The organism is Sporosarcina sp. P25, from assembly GCF_002743235.1.
GTDB classification, from domain to species: Bacteria; Bacillota; Bacilli; order Bacillales_A; family Planococcaceae; genus Sporosarcina; species Sporosarcina ureae_B.
On record NZ_PDYV01000003.1, the window covers coordinates 226,658 to 244,876 of the forward strand.

The 18,219-nt window shown below is 40.1% G+C and carries 14 protein-coding genes; all 14 read right to left on the reverse strand.

Features of this window, described 5'->3' with window-relative positions; genetic code table 11:
- Window positions 1–417: 417 nt before the first annotated feature.
- Window positions 418–1,479 carry a recombinase RecA gene (gene recA / locus CSV70_RS04520; RefSeq protein ID WP_085133293.1) on the reverse strand — a complete coding sequence of 354 codons (1,062 nt, stop codon included), beginning with the start codon at window positions 1,477–1,479 and terminating at the stop codon, window positions 418–420.
- 166 nt (window positions 1,480–1,645) lie between these two features.
- Complete coding sequence (locus CSV70_RS04525) at window positions 1,646–2,902, reverse strand: competence/damage-inducible protein A (RefSeq protein ID WP_085133292.1); 1,257 nt, start codon at window positions 2,900–2,902, stop codon at window positions 1,646–1,648.
- Window positions 2,903–2,918: 16 nt separating this feature from the next.
- Window positions 2,919–3,497, reverse strand: coding sequence for a CDP-diacylglycerol--glycerol-3-phosphate 3-phosphatidyltransferase (gene pgsA, locus CSV70_RS04530; protein WP_099628114.1), 579 nt, complete (start codon window positions 3,495–3,497; stop codon window positions 2,919–2,921).
- A 74-nt stretch (window positions 3,498–3,571) separates the two neighbouring features.
- Entirely contained in the window at window positions 3,572–4,375 is an 804-nt protein-coding gene (locus tag CSV70_RS04535; protein WP_158232261.1) for a helix-turn-helix domain-containing protein, read from the reverse strand.
- Between the two features lie 27 nt (window positions 4,376–4,402).
- Complete coding sequence (locus CSV70_RS04540; RefSeq protein WP_085133289.1) at window positions 4,403–5,197, reverse strand: DUF3388 domain-containing protein; 795 nt, start codon at window positions 5,195–5,197, stop codon at window positions 4,403–4,405.
- Between the two features lie 132 nt (window positions 5,198–5,329).
- Window positions 5,330–6,058: an elongation factor P 5-aminopentanone reductase gene (ymfI, locus tag CSV70_RS04545; RefSeq protein ID WP_099628113.1), complete on the reverse strand. Its 729-nt coding sequence runs from the start codon at window positions 6,056–6,058 to the stop codon at window positions 5,330–5,332.
- Window positions 6,059–6,060: 2 nt separating this feature from the next.
- Entirely contained in the window at window positions 6,061–7,353 is a 1,293-nt protein-coding gene (gene yfmH / locus CSV70_RS04550) for an EF-P 5-aminopentanol modification-associated protein YfmH (protein WP_099628112.1), read from the reverse strand.
- Window positions 7,350–8,624 carry an EF-P 5-aminopentanol modification-associated protein YfmF gene (gene yfmF / locus CSV70_RS04555; protein WP_099660782.1) on the reverse strand — a complete coding sequence of 425 codons (1,275 nt, stop codon included), beginning with the start codon at window positions 8,622–8,624 and terminating at the stop codon, window positions 7,350–7,352. Before yfmF ends, yfmH begins: the two co-directional genes overlap by 4 nt.
- A 208-nt stretch (window positions 8,625–8,832) precedes the next feature.
- Complete coding sequence (locus CSV70_RS04560) at window positions 8,833–9,786, reverse strand: ABC transporter permease (protein WP_085133285.1); 954 nt, start codon at window positions 9,784–9,786, stop codon at window positions 8,833–8,835.
- Between the two features lies 1 nt (window position 9,787).
- A complete protein-coding gene (locus CSV70_RS04565) occupies window positions 9,788–10,834 on the reverse strand; it encodes an ABC transporter permease (protein ID WP_099628196.1) in 1,047 nt (348 codons plus the stop codon).
- Window positions 10,824–12,392, reverse strand: a complete 1,569-nt coding sequence (locus CSV70_RS04570; RefSeq protein ID WP_099628111.1) for an ABC transporter ATP-binding protein — start codon at window positions 12,390–12,392, stop codon at window positions 10,824–10,826. The genes CSV70_RS04565 and CSV70_RS04570 overlap by 11 nt, the downstream gene beginning before the upstream one ends.
- 259 nt (window positions 12,393–12,651) lie before the next feature.
- Window positions 12,652–13,740 (reverse strand): BMP family lipoprotein, encoded by a 1,089-nt coding sequence (locus CSV70_RS04575; RefSeq protein WP_099626387.1) that lies wholly within the window; start codon window positions 13,738–13,740, stop codon window positions 12,652–12,654.
- 348 nt (window positions 13,741–14,088) lie between these two features.
- A complete protein-coding gene (locus CSV70_RS04580) occupies window positions 14,089–16,437 on the reverse strand; it encodes a DNA translocase FtsK (RefSeq protein ID WP_099628110.1) in 2,349 nt (782 codons plus the stop codon).
- A gap of 88 nt (window positions 16,438–16,525) precedes the next feature.
- Entirely contained in the window at window positions 16,526–18,193 is a 1,668-nt protein-coding gene (locus CSV70_RS04585; RefSeq protein WP_085133281.1) for a ribonuclease J, read from the reverse strand.
- Window positions 18,194–18,219 lie beyond the last annotated feature (26 nt).

Here is an 18,219-nt window from a genome sequence, read left to right on the forward strand (position 1 = left end):
ATGATCTGTGAAAACACCTAAGGCTTAACTTAATCCAACGGGTAGTAGAAAACCTGCTGTTTCGGGACTAATTTTCTATTGATGTCACTACTTTTTACTTAACTTTTCATTTTGCTGAATTAAGTTAAAATCAACATACCGCCAAAAACAATTGATTGGTTTGTTAAATATAGGACGTATATAATACGCCACTTTAATTGTATAGTTGTATTTTTATTGTGTCAAGGAATGATGGAGGAAAAATCATTCTCACAGACTCTTTTTGTTTTTTGCTTGAGTCTTTCCACTTCACATTTCACTTATTCATTCAAATAAGCTTTAGGTTCTATATTAGCTGGAAGTATGTCATTCCCATACTAATTCTTATAAATATTTATAAAAAAACCGCCAATTGGCGGTTTTACTTCCATATATAACTTACTTTTCTTCCGAAAGTGTTAATAAATCATCCAGCTCGTCCTCTTCATCATGCGCTGCAATCACATAGTTCGTAGCATTCAAACCGTATGATTCACGGATTTTAGACGCGATTTCATCACGCATTTTCAAGTTTTCCTTCAAGAATTGTTTCGCATTTTCACGACCTTGACCTAAACGTTCGCCTTCATAAGAATACCAAGCACCACTCTTTTGGACTACTTCCAATTCAGATCCTAAATCTAGAATTTCACCTTCTTTTGAAATTCCTTCACCATACATGATGTCTACTTCTGCTGTACGGAATGGTGGTGCAACTTTATTTTTCACGACACGAATTCTTGTTTTATTACCCATAATATCGTTAGCTTGCTTGATTGCTTCACCTCTACGTACTTCGAGACGAACAGAAGCATAGAACTTCAATGCACGTCCACCTGGTGTTACTTCTGGATTCCCGAACATGACACCTACTTTTTCACGAATCTGGTTAATGAAGACTGCAATAGTATTGGATTTATTAATAGCACCAGAAAGTTTACGTAATGCTTGAGACATCAACCGAGCTTGCAAACCAACGTGTGCGTCACCCATCTCGCCTTCGATTTCAGCTTTTGGTACAAGTGCTGCTACTGAGTCCACTACCACGATATCTACCGCACCTGAACGAACAAGTGCTTCTGCAATTTCCAATGCTTGCTCACCTGTATCTGGCTGTGATAATAGCAACTCGTCGATATTGACACCTAGCTTTTGTGCATAGACAGGATCTAATGCGTGTTCTGCATCAATAAACGCCGCAGTACCACCACTTGCTTGTACTTCTGCAATTGCATGCAAAGAAACGGTTGTTTTACCAGAACTCTCTGGTCCATATATTTCAATTACTCGTCCACGTGGATATCCACCTATTCCTAGCGCCGCATCCAAAGCTAGTGAACCTGATGATGATGTATCAATTTGAAGATCAGTCTTTTCTCCCATTTTCATGACAGAACCTTTACCAAATTGTTTCTCTATTTGTTTTAATGCCATATCTAATGCCGCTTTACGATTGCTCAATTACAATTCCTCCTCAAACTCTTTTTCTACTCTTATTATACCTTTTCCCAACAGAATACACAAGAATTAAACGAACGGGTATTCGATAAATCAGTAATAGAAATTGAAAAACAAGCGCAAAAAGCTGAGATGAATTGAATTTTGCCAGCTAATTCACTAGCAAAATTCAATACTTCAGTTCTTTTTTCTCTTTGATTATTTGAATGAGATAATGTAAAGCAAATTGAACAGAACGTTTACGATTTGTATTACGAGAACCTGATAGCTGAAGTCTATAAGATGTTGTCTTCATACCTTCTGCTGCAATGCCAATCCAAACTGTACCGGCTGGCTGACCATCATGTGGCTCAGGGCCAGCAGCACCAGTCAGGCTCACTCCAAATGTTGTAGTGAATCTCTCCCGAACGCTTTCCGCCATCGATTCAGCGCACTCTGCACTGACAATCCCATGGTAATCAAGTAATGATGGTAAAATACCCAATTGCTCCACTTTCATCTCTTTATTATATACCACAAGGCCGCCTTTTAGCGCGTTACCTATTCCCGCTTCTGAACCAAGTTCCGCCATAAACATACCGGTTGTTAGACTTTCTGCAGCAGAAATAGTCCAGTCATTTTGAAGCAACAATTCAGTCGTTTTGGAAGCCAGTGTATCATCATCCACACCGTAGATAAACTCCCCTACAATAGAACGAATTTCCTGTTCCACAGGTGATATCAATTTCTGTGCTTCTTCTTCCGTTTTGGCTTTTGCGGTAATACGTAGGTTAACCATACCCGGTGAAGCAAGTGGTGCAATTGTTGGATTCGTCTGCTTCTCAAGAATAGCTTGGATACGGACTTCCAATTCCGATTCGCCTATTCCTTGTAACTTCAATACCTTTGAAGAGATTACATCTTGTTTACCATATACACCGAGTAAGTATGGAATTGCTTCTTGTTCAAACATGGGCTCCATTTCATGCGGCGGGCCGGGCAGCAGAATATACTGTTTACCATCTTTTCCTATTGCTATGCCTGGTGCCATACCATTTCGATTCGGCAATACCGTAGAACCTTTTAATACAAGGGCTTGCTGTTTATTATTTTCAGTCATCACTTTTCCGACTTGAGTAAAATAATCTTCGATCGTTTTCATCGCATCGTCATCAGATATAAGCTCACAACCCAATTCACTTGCAATAGTTTGCTTTGTCAAGTCATCTTTTGTGGGTCCGAGACCGCCACTAAAGATCAGGATGTCTGCACGTTGCTGAGCCAACTGAATTGTTTGTGACAAGCGTTTAGGATTATCCCCTACAACGGTATGGCAATACACATCTATTCCAGCTTCAGCTAATTTAGCCGATATGAACCTAGCATTGGTATTCGTGATTTGTCCCAGAAGAAGTTCAGACCCTACCGCAATAATTTCTGCTTTCATGAATACACTTCACTCCTCACATTGACTCCACTAAAATTTTGCGATTTTTAACAAAGTAATCGATACCTGACCATACTGTAAATACTAATGCAATGTACAACATGATGGTTCCAAATGGAATACCAATCGCTTCGAAGAAAATATTATGCAATAAAAGGAATGATATCGCTAGTAGTTGCGTAACTGTTTTAATTTTACCTAACTGGTTCGCTGCAACTACTTCCCCACCACCCGCTAAAATCAACCGTAATCCTGTAACCGCAAATTCTCTACTGATAATAACAATCACAATCCATGCAGGAGCCGTCCCCATTTCCACTAATAAAATAAAAGCAGCTGAGACTAGTAATTTATCTGCTAACGGATCCAAAAACTTCCCCATATTTGTTACTAAATTGTTTTTCCTTGCTAAGTATCCATCTAGCCAGTCAGTTGTAGAAGCTATGATAAAGATGATCGCGCCCACCAAATGTTCAACAGGCATTTCTACTCCACCTAGCTGAATCATTCCCCAACCAAAGTCCACTGTAAGAAACAGGATGAAAATAGGGATCATAAATACTCTCGAGAGCGTAATTTTATTTGGTAAATTCATTACATGTCCGCCTTTCTAACGGTAAAATCTACTTATAAAGAATAAAATAGTCACCTCTTTAGATGACTATTTTATTATGGTTTTTTTAACACAATGTTTTGTGGGACGAGATCTGTTGGGTAATCTACTCGTTGTCCATTAACAGTCAGTTCTGCATTTTCGTAATTACCAACTCGTATTCTCAAACTTTCTGCATCGTCCGCTTGAATTTCAATTGTTTCGCCTTCTTGTACTACTCGGGCACCACTTGGTTTCGGCATGCGTTCTTCGCCATCTTGATCCGTTACTGAAATCCAAGAGTTACCCGTAGTCTTGATAACCACTGTGATATTTTCAGGATCAGATAATTTGAATATAGAGGTTTCACCCACAGTAGAAGCGTGTTCAACAGGCTTCTTAACCACTTGGTTTGAATCCTGTTGCGGATCAGTTACAACTGACGAAATAGGGTCTGATGATTCATCATCTACAGTTGGTTCTGATGCATTGTCTCTTAGTAACGTATAAACAATCACTAAAATCATTATAATAAATAGTGCAACAATTATTTTTGGCATTGCTTCTTTTAATTGGTTACTCTGCTTTGAACCTGCACTACGTTGCATAGTCGCTGGCACAATTTTTTCCTGTTTTTCTTGCACTGCCGGTTCATACTCATCTTGATAAAGACTCAGTATTTCATCCGCATCCAAGTCAACCGCTTCTGCATACTGTTTAATAAAAACACGTACATAGAAAGCGCCAGGAATAACTTGAAATTCTTCATTTTCAATTGCTGATAGATAACGTTGCTGGATTTTCGTACTGTCCTGCAAAGCTTCTAACGTCAATCCTTTTGAAATCCTCGCTTCTTTTAAACGAGCACCTATTCCGATCAAATTCAACACCCACCTAACTCATTTCAATCAATTAAACATATTAAAGCCGCCCATAGTATTACGGTTGGATAGTGGATCATTCTTCTCTAAAATGTCGTAAGTGATCTCTTGATCTACAGTCGTCCGCAACTCTATAATTATATCAAAATCTTCCATTGTATATTCGGATTGCTTCACAAACATATCCGGATGCTCAACCACTTTAATTGTCGGCAAGCCCATAATTTCACGTACTAATTGCATATGACGTTCGTCAGAAGTTTTTCGTGTCACGATCCCGTCAAGTATAAAAATGTTATCGTCTGAAAATTCATCCCCCATCATACTCGTTCTAATCGTTTGTTTAATCATCGTGGAAGATAAAAAGACCCATTTTTTATTAGCACAAACACTTGCCGCTACTACGGATTCTGTTTTTCCTACCCGCGGCATTCCACGGACACCGATTAGTTTATGACCATCTTGTTTGAAGATCTCTGCTAAAAAGTCCACTAAGATTCCAAGCTCACTTCTTATGAATTGATAGGTTCTTCGGTCATCGGTACCGCGCTGAATATAATGTCCATGTCGGACAGCTAATACATCACGCAATTTAGGTTCTCTGATCTTATGGATGACAATCGCATCCATAGTAGAAGCGATCAACTCGAAACGTTTAATTTGCTGATCATGATCAGTGTGAACGAGCATACCACGGTATCTGCCATCTACCCCATTAATAGTCACAATATCTACTCGTAACATACCAAGTAGGGAAGCAATATCCCCTAGCAATCCAGGCCGATTGACTTGCAACTCATATTCGACATACCATTCTCCCATTCAACACACTCCTTCATAAAACTACTTTTTCCAGAACGCACAAGTATGCACTTAGTTCTATAATAGCGGATTGCCAAAGCGAATAAAAGAAAAAAAGAAAAGGACAACAGGCATTGTCCTTTTCCCAAGGCTTTAAATATACCAGCCACCATTGATTTGAATTATTTCACCTGTCATATAATTTGCTTTGCCACTCAACATAAATTCGACCATATTCGCTATTTCTTGCGGTGTCCCGACTGACAAAAGCGGAATCTGTTCAAGTACCATCTGACGTTCCTCTGCAGAAAACTCTTGATTCATGCGGGTGTCGATCCATCCCGGGGCAATAGCATTGACCCGTATGCCTGAATACGCGGATTCCTTTGCATATGCTTTGACGAAGGCATGCTGTGCACCTTTGACTGCAGAATACATTACTTCACCTGCAGCACCAGTACTGCCCCATATTGATCCGATAAATACAATATAGGAGACCTCATGCTTGCGTAGTTTTTCAGATAACAGTGCGATTAAACGGGCTGGATTCTGCATGTGGACCTGCCACAATTCCGACATTTCCATTTCGCTTGTCTCCGATAACAGTTTGACAACTGACTGACCGTTAGCTACAACAATTGCTTGAACGCTTTGCATGTCAGCTGCCAATTTCTCTGCTGCCCATTCAACTCTAAAGTCTGCTTGCACACTACGGAATTGTTGGTTGGGATAAGTCTTTTCCAATTCATAACGCAATAGATCGAGCTGGCTTTTATTTGCATTATAGTGCATATACAAAGACCACCCCGCTTTAGCTAGTTGTTTACAGATCACTTCCCCAATCCCTCCGGATGCACCTAAAACGAGTGCAAAACGCTTCATACTCATTGCTTCGGTGGCATGACTTTGAAGATTGTATAGCTATTGTCATCCGTGAACGTTGCAAATGCTTCTTTTAGTTTATCCATCGATAACTTCTCTAAAGTCGGTACGACATCGAATAAATTCATATCGTTAAATTCATATCGTGTGTATTGGTTCGCGATAAATTCGATGGAATTCAATGAACGCATAAATTGACCAATTTTCTTTCTACGCATCCTATCCAAATCTTCTTCTTGCACTGGCCAATTTAATTTTGCGTCTTTAATCGTATGACGAATCAATTTTTCCAAGCGCTCTGGCTCATCTGTATCAGAACCGACCATCGCAAAACCGTAGCCTTCTTCCAAGGAGAACTCATATGAGAACGATTCATCAACTAAGCCTTCTGCGTTCGCTTTTTCATAAAATGCAGATGTGCGACCGAATAGACTATCTAATACGAGGTTTGCTGACAATTCCGTTTCAAGCATCTCTTGTCCTTGTAAATCTACCTTGGTACATTTCATACCGATATTCAATTTCGGTTTTGAAACATCCATCGTCAATGTACGTGCAGGCACATCGACTTCATTTGATTCTGACGGGAATTGGCGTTCAATCACCTCTGGTTTATCGAACGATTTCTTTGCTTGATCTTCTTTAACAAACGCCATCATTTCTTCCGGCTTCACTGCTCCCACGATAAACAGTAACATGTTGGATGGATGATAGAATGTCTCATAACATGTATATAAATGTTCAGCTGTAATGTCCTGAATAGACTCTACAGTCCCGGCAATATCGATTTTTACCGGATGGTTTTCATAGAGGTTTTCAATTGTGCCAAAATATAATCGCCAGTCGGGCTGGTCATCATACATGGTAATTTCCTGGGCAATAATACCCTTTTCTTTATCAACAGTTTGTTTCGTGAAATAGGGTTGTTGAACAAAATCGAGTAATATTTTTGTGTTTTCTTTTAGTTTATTGGTTGCAGAAAAAAGGTATGCCGTTCTACCAAATGTTGTATAAGCGTTGGCAGAGGCACCATTTAAACTAAACTTCTGAAAAACATCTCCATCTTCTTTCTCAAACATTTTGTGTTCTAGAAAATGGGCAATACCATCAGGTACTGTAATGAGTTCATCTTTGCCATGCGGTTTAAACGTACGATCAATGGACCCATATTTCGTCGTAAACGTTACAAACGTTTTAGAAAATCCACGTTTCGGTAGAATAACAACTTTTAAACCATTATCTAGTGTTTCAGTATAAATCTTCTCTTGTAGTTGATCAAAATTTACTTCTTTCATTCGGAAACATCCTCCTTACCTGACAGCAAATACACAATTTCCAATTGAATTGTATTCGCCATTTCCTTTATATCTTCCAATGTGACCGATTCCCACTTTTCGATTAATCGTTCAGCCGTGAAGTTCTCGTCTAATTCTTTATATTGATCAAAAATTTCAATCTGACTGCGGGCTGAATCATTTGCACTCAAGATGCTGTTTTCTAGAAGTGCGACCGTCTGACTTAACTCGACTTCTGTACTCTCGCCATTTTGTAATGCCGTTAGTTGCTCAAGAATTAACTTGACAGCTTTCTCTTCCAAATCCGCATCAATACCCGCCGTGACATAGACGATACCATAATGCGATGCAAATGCACTATTCGCATAGTATGCCATACTTTCCTTTTCTCTCACGTTCATAAATAATTTACTATGAGCAAAGCCACCGAAAACACCATTTGTTATTTGCATCTTATGGTAATCAGGATGATGGAAAGATACAGGTGTATGGAAACCAAGATGAAGTTTACCTTGTTTCATGTCTTGTTTTTCTCTGACTGTATTCACAGAACCTGACACTTTCACATCCAAAAATTCATTTTGTTTCGCCGCATCTCTAGCTGCAAATGGTAAGAACTGTTTAATTTGCTCAATGATATCATTCTCATCTATATCGCCTACTACATAAATATCAATCAAATCATTATTCATCATATCTTCATATGTAGCATAAAGACTTTCACTTGTAATTTCAGACACCGCAGTTTCTGTGCCGTAAGCTGAAATTGATGCCGGGTGATTCGGTCTCATGATTTCAAGCATGCGTTTCTGTGCGAAACGTGTTTTGTCGTCATATATAGAACGAATCCGATCACGGACATTACGTTTTTCCCTCTCTGTTACATCGGGATCAAAAGCCTTATCCGTTACATTTGGATCAAACACTACAGAACGAATCAATTGCCACAACTGTTTAAAGATGTCTTCTCCTGCAAAAAAATCATCGTTTACACATTCTGTATAAAGTGAAACCATATGCTGAGAGCTTCTCTTTGAGACGTCCGTAAATAATACTGTACCGTACAACTCGTCAAGCGCCTTGCGCATTGAACTTAATGTTGGGTACTGCTTCGTCGAATCCTCCATCACATTTGCCAACACTGTACGTTCAGAAGCTTTCTTTTGATCCAGTGGTGCTTTCCACTTAATTGTCACATTCACCGTTTTAAATTGTTCCGTTTTACGTATATACAAATGTACGCCATTTTGTAATTTTGTTTTATTGAACATACAAACACCTCGTTTACCTTATTATATGTATTCCTAGTCTCACTATACATTTTAGCCTGTCATTTGGAAAATGATACAACTTTCGTGCGCTAAAGATAGACTTTAGCTAGGACTGAAGCGGAAGATGAATGAAATCTTGACTTATTATCACTACAACCTTAGAAAAGCTAACTGAAGAGTATGTATCTCCAGCTAGCTTTTCTAGTTTTTATCTATTTCCTTTAACGTAAGGTTTACCAAGTGCTTTTGGTGCTTTCGCTTTTCCTAGGAATCCAGCAAGCGCTAGAATAGTTAAAACGTAAGGGAAGATATGGAAATACACTGGTGGGATGTCTGCTAAGAACGTAATACTAGAAGAACTGATGGCTAGTGCCTGCGCAAATCCGAAGAATAGCGCGGCTCCCATAGCTCCCAGTGGGTGCCATTTCCCAAAGATCATCGCTGCAAGTGCCATGAATCCTTGCCCATTTATTGTCGCATGTCCGAAATCATTCGTGATGGTTTGAGAATAAACTGCCCCACCGATCCCGGCCAGTCCACCAGAAATCAGAACTGCGATATATCGAATTTTTGTTACTTTGATTCCCATCGTATCTGCCGCCATCGGATGCTCTCCTACTGAGCGAAGACGTAAACCAAATGGCGTCTTGTAAATAACAAACCATGCAATAAATGCAACAGCTATCGCCAAAATTGAAGAGCCATAAACTAATTTAAAGAACATGGGTCCTATGATTGGGATATCTTCCAAAAATGGTACGTTGAATCTTGGGATTTTTTGTTGAATGAAATCAGTTTGACCTTTACCAAAAATCATTTTTACTGAGAATAATGCAATGGCAAGTCCTAACATGTTAATCGCTACACCTGATACTACTTGATCCGCTCGGAACGAGATAGACGCTATAGCGTGAAGTGTTGCAAACAAAGCCGAAACGAGCATTGCCACAATTAATGCAATCCAAGGTGTCCATGCACCAAAGGTATCCGCGAAAAACAGGTTGAACAGGATCCCGATAAATGCACCCATAATCATGAGGCCTTCCAATCCAATATTGATGACTCCGGATCGCTCAGAGAATACACCGCCAATTGCTGTAAAAATAAGAGGAGCTGCAGAAGCAATTGTTATAGGTATGATGAAATATAATACATCTAACATGTCACTTTGCCTCCTTCTTGTTGCGCAAACGTATGAGTCCTACACGGATGATGTATCCGCAAGCAACAAAGAAAATAACCAATGCTATAATAATTGAAACAATTTCTACTGGAATGCCTGCTTCATTCGGCATATTATTCGCACCATATTTCAATGAACCGAATAATGTGGCCCCGAAGATGACACCAAGTGGCGTATTCGCACCAAGCAAGGCTACAGCGATTCCATCAAAACCGATCCCTGTAAAGCCACCCATGGAAGACATGTTACCAAACGTACCAAGCGCTTCCATCGCACCTCCTAGTCCAGCGAACGCACCAGAAATGACCATTGCAAGAATAATATTCTTGTTGGCGCTCATCCCCGCATATCGGGCTGCATTATCGTTATATCCTACAGATTTCAATTCATATCCAGTCTTCGTTTTCTCTAAAATGAACCACATGACAACAACCATAGCCAATGCTACAAAAATTCCGTAATGCAATGTGGAGTAGTCCGTTAGATTTGATAAGAACTCCGACCGAAGCGAGGCCGATTCATGGATACGCTCCAATTTGAATCCACCACCGGAGAGTGTTTTAATTAATGCGTTAACCACATGTAAGGCAATGTAGTTCATCATAATCGTGACAATAACTTCATGTACTTTCAATGTTGCTTTCAAAATACCTGGTACAAGTCCCCAGAGGGCCCCAGCAACAGCGGCTGCTATGAGTGCAAAAGGTAAGTGAATAATTTTAGGAAGATCGAACGCCATCCCAACGTAAGCCGCAGCAAACCAGCCCACAATTAGTTGTCCTTCTACTCCGATATTAAAAAGTCCAGTTCTAAATGCAAACGCTACTGCAAGTCCTGCTAGTAAGTATGGACTGATTTGACGAATAGTTTCACCAATGGCATAAGAATCACCGAAAATACCATTCCATAATGCCATATAGCCTGTGATTGGGTTATAATCACTGATCAGCATCACGACCGCGCCTACTAAGAGCCCTAAAAAGATCGAAATCACCGGGACCAGTATATTGATCATTTTATTCGACATGATGTTCATCACCGTCCTTCTCAGCAGCTAGAACTTTTTTCTCAGCAACATCTTTTGAATGGCCTGCCATCATTAATCCTAGTGCTTGTTCCGTTGTCTCTTGTGGAATTACGGTACCTACTATAGTTCCATCATAAATAACTGCGATTTTATCTGAAACGTTCATGACTTCATCCAATTCAAATGTAATGAGTAAAACCGCTTTTCCACTGTCACGTTGCTCAATTAGACGCCGATGAATAAACTCGATTGCTCCAACGTCCAAACCACGAGTAGGTAATGCCGCAATCAGTAAATCCGGATTTCTCATAATTTCCCGTCCTATGATTAGCTTTTGCTGATTCCCACCGGATAATGCTCTCGCTAATTCATGTGTACCTTGCGTTCGCACATCGTACTCTTTGATCAGTTCTTCTGCTTTTTCATTGATCACTTTATAATCCATGATTCCACCTTTAGATAATGGTTCATGATAATACGATTGAAGCGCGGTATTATACGCCACTGAAAAGTCTAATATAAGTCCGTGCTTGTGGCGGTCTTGTGGAATATGTCCAATACCGGTTTCAGTAATTTTTCGCGGTTTTTTATTTGTGACATCTTCATCATTGATGAAAATCTTCCCGCTCTTCACTTTAGTTAAGCCAGTAATTGCTTCGATTAATTCGGATTGGCCGTTCCCATCAATGCCGGCAATTCCAACAATTTCACCGCGGCGTACTGAAAGATTAAGGCCTTTTAATTTAGCAACACCCCGGTAGTCATTAACTTGTAGATTTTCTATCTTCAATACTTCTTCAGTAGGATGAGATGGACCTTTTTCCGTTTTAAATGTGACTTGACGTCCTACCATCAACGTCGCCAACTCTTCGGGATTCGTTTCCGATGTAATAACAGTACCAATTCCTTTACCTTTGCGGATGACAGTTACTTTGTCTGAGACATTCATAATTTCCGCCAGTTTATGGGTGATCAAGATGATTGATTTTCCTTCTGCAACGAGCTTTTTCATAATATTCAATAATTCTTCAATTTCCTGAGGCGTTAATGATGCGGTAGGTTCATCAAATATTAAGATATCTGCTCCACGATAAAGTGTCTTGAGAATTTCGACACGTTGTTGCATACCTACGGAAATATCTTCTATTTTGGCGTAAGGATCCACATCTAGCCCATACATCTTAGAAATTTCCGCTACTTTTTTCGCAGAATCCTTAATGTTGATAATTCCAGATTTAGTTGGCTCACTACCTAAAATAATATTTTCGGTAACCGTTAAATTCTCCACCAACATAAAATGCTGATGCACCATCCCAATTCCTAGATCATTTGCCACGTTGGGATCAGTGATGGCTACATTTTCGCCACGGACACGAATTTCTCCACCATCCGGTTGATACAAACCAAATAATACATTCATTAGGGTCGATTTCCCAGCACCGTTTTCACCTAGCAATGCGTGAATCTCGCCTTTCTCCAGTTGTAATGTAATATGATCATTTGCATAGAAATTTCCGAACTTTTTTGAAACGTCTAGCATTTCAATTACATAATCCATCCCAATCACTTCCTTGCCCATAATTGAATTCAATAGAATTAAGTAGCACGACTCTTCTCTTCAATAATACGTGATAAAACCCCCATGTGAAAAGTTGAAAGCTTTACCATTTTTATAAGTAGCTTACAGATATTTTTTATTATTAATCTTAGAAATTAATAAAATAAAAGTTTCGGAACAATGACCAAGGAACCTTTATTTTATTAATTTAATGAAATGAAGGCCGGATATGAAACCGGCCTTCATCTGTTTAATGACCTTATTTCTTTTTTTCTACAAACTCTGGTACTTCAATTTCACCATTTGCAATTTTTTGTGCATGTTCATCAATTTGATCCAATACGTCTTGTGGAATAGCGCCACGTGAATCAGCAAGACCTAAACCGTCATCTGAAAGGCCATATACTTTTGTTTCCCCACCAGGGAAGTTACCAGCCATTGACAAATCGGCAATGTCTTTAACTGCTACGTCAACACGTTTTAACATAGATGTAAGTGTAACGTTGTCATCTCCAACTTTACCTTCTTCGTACTGGTCAGAGTCAACACCGATTACCCAAACGTATGCATCTTTATCTGCTTGCTTACGTTCTTTCGCTTCTGAGAATACACCGTTACCTGTTCCGCCAGCAGCGTGGAAAATAATGTCTACGCCAGAAGAATACATACGACCCGCCTCAGCTTTACCAAGTTCCGCTTTATCAAATGCACCTACATATTTTGAATCTACTTTGATTTCAGGCTTAACTGATTTAACACCCTCAAGGAATCCAGCTTCAAACCGCTCGATTACAGGATTGTCCATACCACCAATGAAACCAATCTTATTTGATTTTGTCATTAATCCAGCAGCGACTCCAGCTAAGTATCCGCCTTCTTGTTCTTTAAAGAGGATGCTAGCTACGTTTGGAGCATCTACTTCACCATCAATAATTGAGAATTGAGTATCTTTTTGTTGTGCTGCAATATCTTCAATTGCATCTTCCATCAAGAAACCTACTCCGAAAATTAAGTTGAAATCACGACGAGCCAAGTTGTTAAGGTTAGTTGTATAATCTTCCGGGCCAGTTGACTGAAGGTAATCGTATCCGCCAGTTCCTTTTTCCCATCCTTGATCTTCCCCGAATTCTTTAACGCCTTTCCATGCAGATTGGTTGAATGATTTATCATCAATTCCTCCAACGTCAGTTACCATAGCAATTGAGAATTCGCTTTTCTCACCGTTGTCTCCTGTTGCCGGCTTTTCACCCGCATTGTTTTTGTCCTTATCGTCAGAGCCACATGCTGCTAACATTGTACCTGCAGCTAACACTAAAGACATCGCTAGACCAAATTTTCTTTTTTTCATGATTAATGACCTCCCCTGGCTAATTTTGGTATTATGTTAGGACGCTATACGTCTTATACCCTATCGACACTACTTTTTACCCAATAATTGGATACGAAAGAATCATTGTTAATTAATCACTCGGGAATTTATTACCTTTCCCCTTTTGACGTTCATAAAAACAGTGGCTGTGTTACATTGCATGGTAGCGCTTTCCGCTCTGCTAAATATTGGATGATACACTCTATTCTAATAGCCTGGAATGATAATTCCCTTCTACCTTCACTATAACATTTACTTAGGTAGAAGGAAATATCTAGCCAAAATTACGAATAACTTCGACTTATCAAAATAAGAACAACTGAAGCCTTACATTTCCAGCTCTGACTTATTGAGTAATACCTGTCTTGGCTTACTACCTTCAGGCGGTCCAACCACACCATGTGCTTCCATTTGATCCACTATACGTGCAGCTCTAGCATATCCAACTCGGAAACGCCTCTGAATCATTGAAACGGACGCGGTTTGCATTTCTACTACCATTTGTACTGCTTCATCATATAAATCATCGGTTTCTTCATGCGGAGCTAATACTTCCACTTCAGTCGGAATCATCTCTTCCTGATACTGAGCTTTTTGTTGTTCGATAACGAAATTCACTACCGCTTCCACCTCTTCATCTGAGACAAATGCGCCTTGTATACGTGTAGGTTTTGAAGCACCAGCAGGCAGGAATAACATATCTCCTCGCCCCAACAACTTCTCTGCACCGCTACCGTCCAGAATAGTCCGCGAGTCGATTGCTGAAGATACAGCAAACGCAATTCGAGAAGGGATATTTGCTTTGATGATACCCGTAATAACATCCACACTTGGACGCTGAGTGGCGATGATTAAATGAATACCAGCAGCTCTCGCCATCTGTGCGAGACGTGTAATGGAATCCTCTACGTCACTTGACGCGACCATCATTAAGTCTGCCAACTCATCGACGATCACAACAATATACGGCATCCGCGGATGTTTCTCATCGTGCTCTTCATTCCATTGTTCAATATGGTTATTATACCCTTCTATATTTCGTGTGCCAGTATGGGAAAATAACTCATATCTGCGCTCCATTTCAGAGACAACTCGTTGCAATGCTTGCGCCGCTTTCCTAGGATCCGTAACAACAGGCGCCAATAAATGTGGGATACCATTGAAAACATTCAACTCTACCATTTTGGGATCGATCATCATCATTTTCACTTCATGTGGTTTCGCCCGCATGATGATACTCATAATGATACCGTTGACACAGACACTTTTACCGCTTCCCGTAGCACCCGCAATCAATACGTGAGGCATTTTATTCAGTTCTGTCATCATGGCTTGTCCTGTCACATCACGACCTAAACCTACTAGCAACTTGGACTCGGGAGGATTATTTTCCTTAGATTCCAGCACTTCACGTAAACTTACCATCGCCACTGCATTGTTTGGCACTTCTATTCCAACTGCCGATTTACCAGGAATTGGTGCTTCGATACGAATTCCGCTAGCTGCCAATGCCAATGCAATATCATCCGCCAAACTTACAATGCGACTTACTTTCACACCGGTATCAGGCAGGATTTCATATTTAGTGACAGCTGGTCCTAAATGCACTTGTGTCACTCGTGCTTTGACCCCAAAGCTTAGGAACGTTTTCTCTAGTTTTTTGGCGTTTGCTTGAATTAAATCATATTCTCCAGACTGATCACTGGCTACAGGCGGTTCCAATAAATTGGGCGAAGGTAGAATATACGATTCGTTTTCTTGCTCTCCACCCATTACAGGATAATCAACCGCAGGATCTTTAGGATCAAGTGTAGTGTCCACTTTATCTATCGACTGCTTTTCTTGTACAATTTCTGGTTGTGCAGCCTGTTCGATTTTCGCCGTGAAGCTAGAGATAATCGGTTCACTGGCCGGTTCTGGATAATCATGTACTGCTTCCATTTCAGAAGTGTCTACCGGCTTCGCCTTCGGCTTAGTCTTTCTATTACCGCGCGCACTTTCTTTACGTTTTTCTTCAAGTGACTTGACTGACTTCTTTTCTCTCGCTGCCCACTTTTTCTTAATAGCATTCATCAAGATAGGTGTTTGTTCGACCAGAAACGGAATCAAAGCCTTTCCCGTCAACAAAATGATACCAATGAGCAGTAACAGCACACCGGCCACTGTAGCGCCTGATGAATCAACTAGTGAATAAAACATCGCGAACAGCACAGCGCCCAACATACCGCCACCCAGCGTCCCTGTTTGGTCATGTATACCATCATTGGTGATGAGAACTTTCCACGTTTCCTTAAGTGCAGAATTTGACATCAGAACTTTGCTTTCATACAATGTCTGAAATAAATGAACATGACTGAACAACAGCATACTACTTAAGATGAATAAACAACCGATGACAATTCGGTGCTTATATCCCCCTATTTGTCTCTTGATCATGAATATCAACGCTTGTACAATAATCAAAAATGGCAATGCAACATACCAATTGCCCAATAAGAATCGGGAGAAAGCCGATAAACCTCGACCGATGACACCGAATTCAAAGATCATGATAATTGCGATACCGATTAAGACGACACCTAAAATTTCAAACCAGAGTGGTTGCATTTGACTTTGCTGTTTTTTCTGTTGTCTCTTCTTCGCTGGTGCTCTCTTTTTAGCACGTTTCTTCGCCATTTGCCAACCCCCTTTCTGAAAAAAAGATTTCCAGCCATAAAGGCATGGAAATCCAATTGTTCTTTAATTAGTCAACAAACAGTTTGGATCAGTATTCCATGATGATTGGGATAATCATAGGGCGACGTTTTGTTTGCTGATATAAATACGAACTCAATGTCTCACGGATCTCTTGTTTAATGTTTGTCCATTCAAATGTTTCTTTATTCACATACTTTTCGACAATTTTAGTAATCAGCTTTGTCGCTTCTTCAAATAATTCCTCTGATTCGCGTACATAGACAAAACCTCTTGAGACGACTTCAGGGCCTGCAGCGATTCGTTTTTGCTTTCTGTTCAATGTCACAACGACTGTAAAGATCCCATCTTGCGATAATAGCTTACGGTCACGCAACACGATGTTTCCTACATCACCTACACCAATACCATCGATCAAGACGTTACCAGCTTGTACTCTACCCGCCATACGAAGCTTTTCATTCTTGAATTCAACAATGTCGCCTTTATCCGCAATGAAGATACGGTTTTTAGGCAGGCCAATTTCTTGAGCTAGCTTGGAGTGTGCAATCAGCATACGATATTCCCCTTGTATCGGAATAAAATATTTAGGTTGCATCAAGTTTAACATCATTTTCAAATCTTCAGCGGAACCGTGACCGGAGACGTGTACATTTCGTGTGGACGTCAGTACAGTCGCGCCAGCCTTTGCTAATTCATTCATCATCTTGTACATGGAAGTTTCCATAACAGGAGATGGCGTGAATGTAATCAATACCGTATCTGAACTTTTGATATTAATTTCTCTATGATGTTTACGGACAATTTTCTCCAACGCTTCTAGTGGCTCGCCTTGGTTACCCGTAACAATAATTACGATGTCCTGATCATCATAACGCTCCATGTCTTTTACTGGAATTACAATATCTTCTTCCACTTGTAAATAGCCTAGTTTTAATCCGACTTCAAAGTAGCTCTCTAAACTTTTACCAACAACTGCAACTTTCTTTTTCTGAGCTGCTGCCTGATCTAGTACTTGCTGAATACGAATGAAGTTTGATGCATACAAGGCTACTAATATTCTTCCTTGTGCTTCGTGGAAAGTTTTAAAAAGACGTTTTTCAATTACAGACTCGGATGTTGTATACCCCGGACGCTCTGCTTCTGTAGAATCGGACATCAAGATAAAGACTCCTTCTTCACCAAGTGTAGCCATTTTCGCAAAATCAGGGCGATATTTGCCTTTTGCTGCTTGGTCAAATTTAAACTCACCTGTATTGACGATTGCACCTTCACTTGTGTGGAAGACAATCCCTAGAGAGTCCGGGATACTGTGAGTCGTGTAAAAGAATGTTACATGCGTGCGTTTGAAGTTCATGCGGCTCTTACTTGTCACTTCAAAGAAGCGAACATTAGATGGTGCTGGCATTTTCTTCAAATGTTCTTTCGCTAACGCTAATGTCAACTTTGTACCGTAGACAGGAGCTTGTACTTTCTGTAATAGGTACGCAATAGAACCAATTGCATCCTCGTGGCCGTGCGTTAAAAAGATTCCTTTGACCCGATCTTTATTTTCTTCCAGATAGGTCATATCAGGTATTACGAAGTCAATACCTAGCATTTCCGTTTCAGGGAACATTAATCCGGAATCCATAATAAATAGTTCATCGTCAATTTCAACGACGTACATGGACTTCCCGACTTCTCCTACTCCACCTAGTGGAATCACTCTAATTAATTCATTTTGTATTTTCGTCACATTGTTTCCTCCTATATTCTATTCCC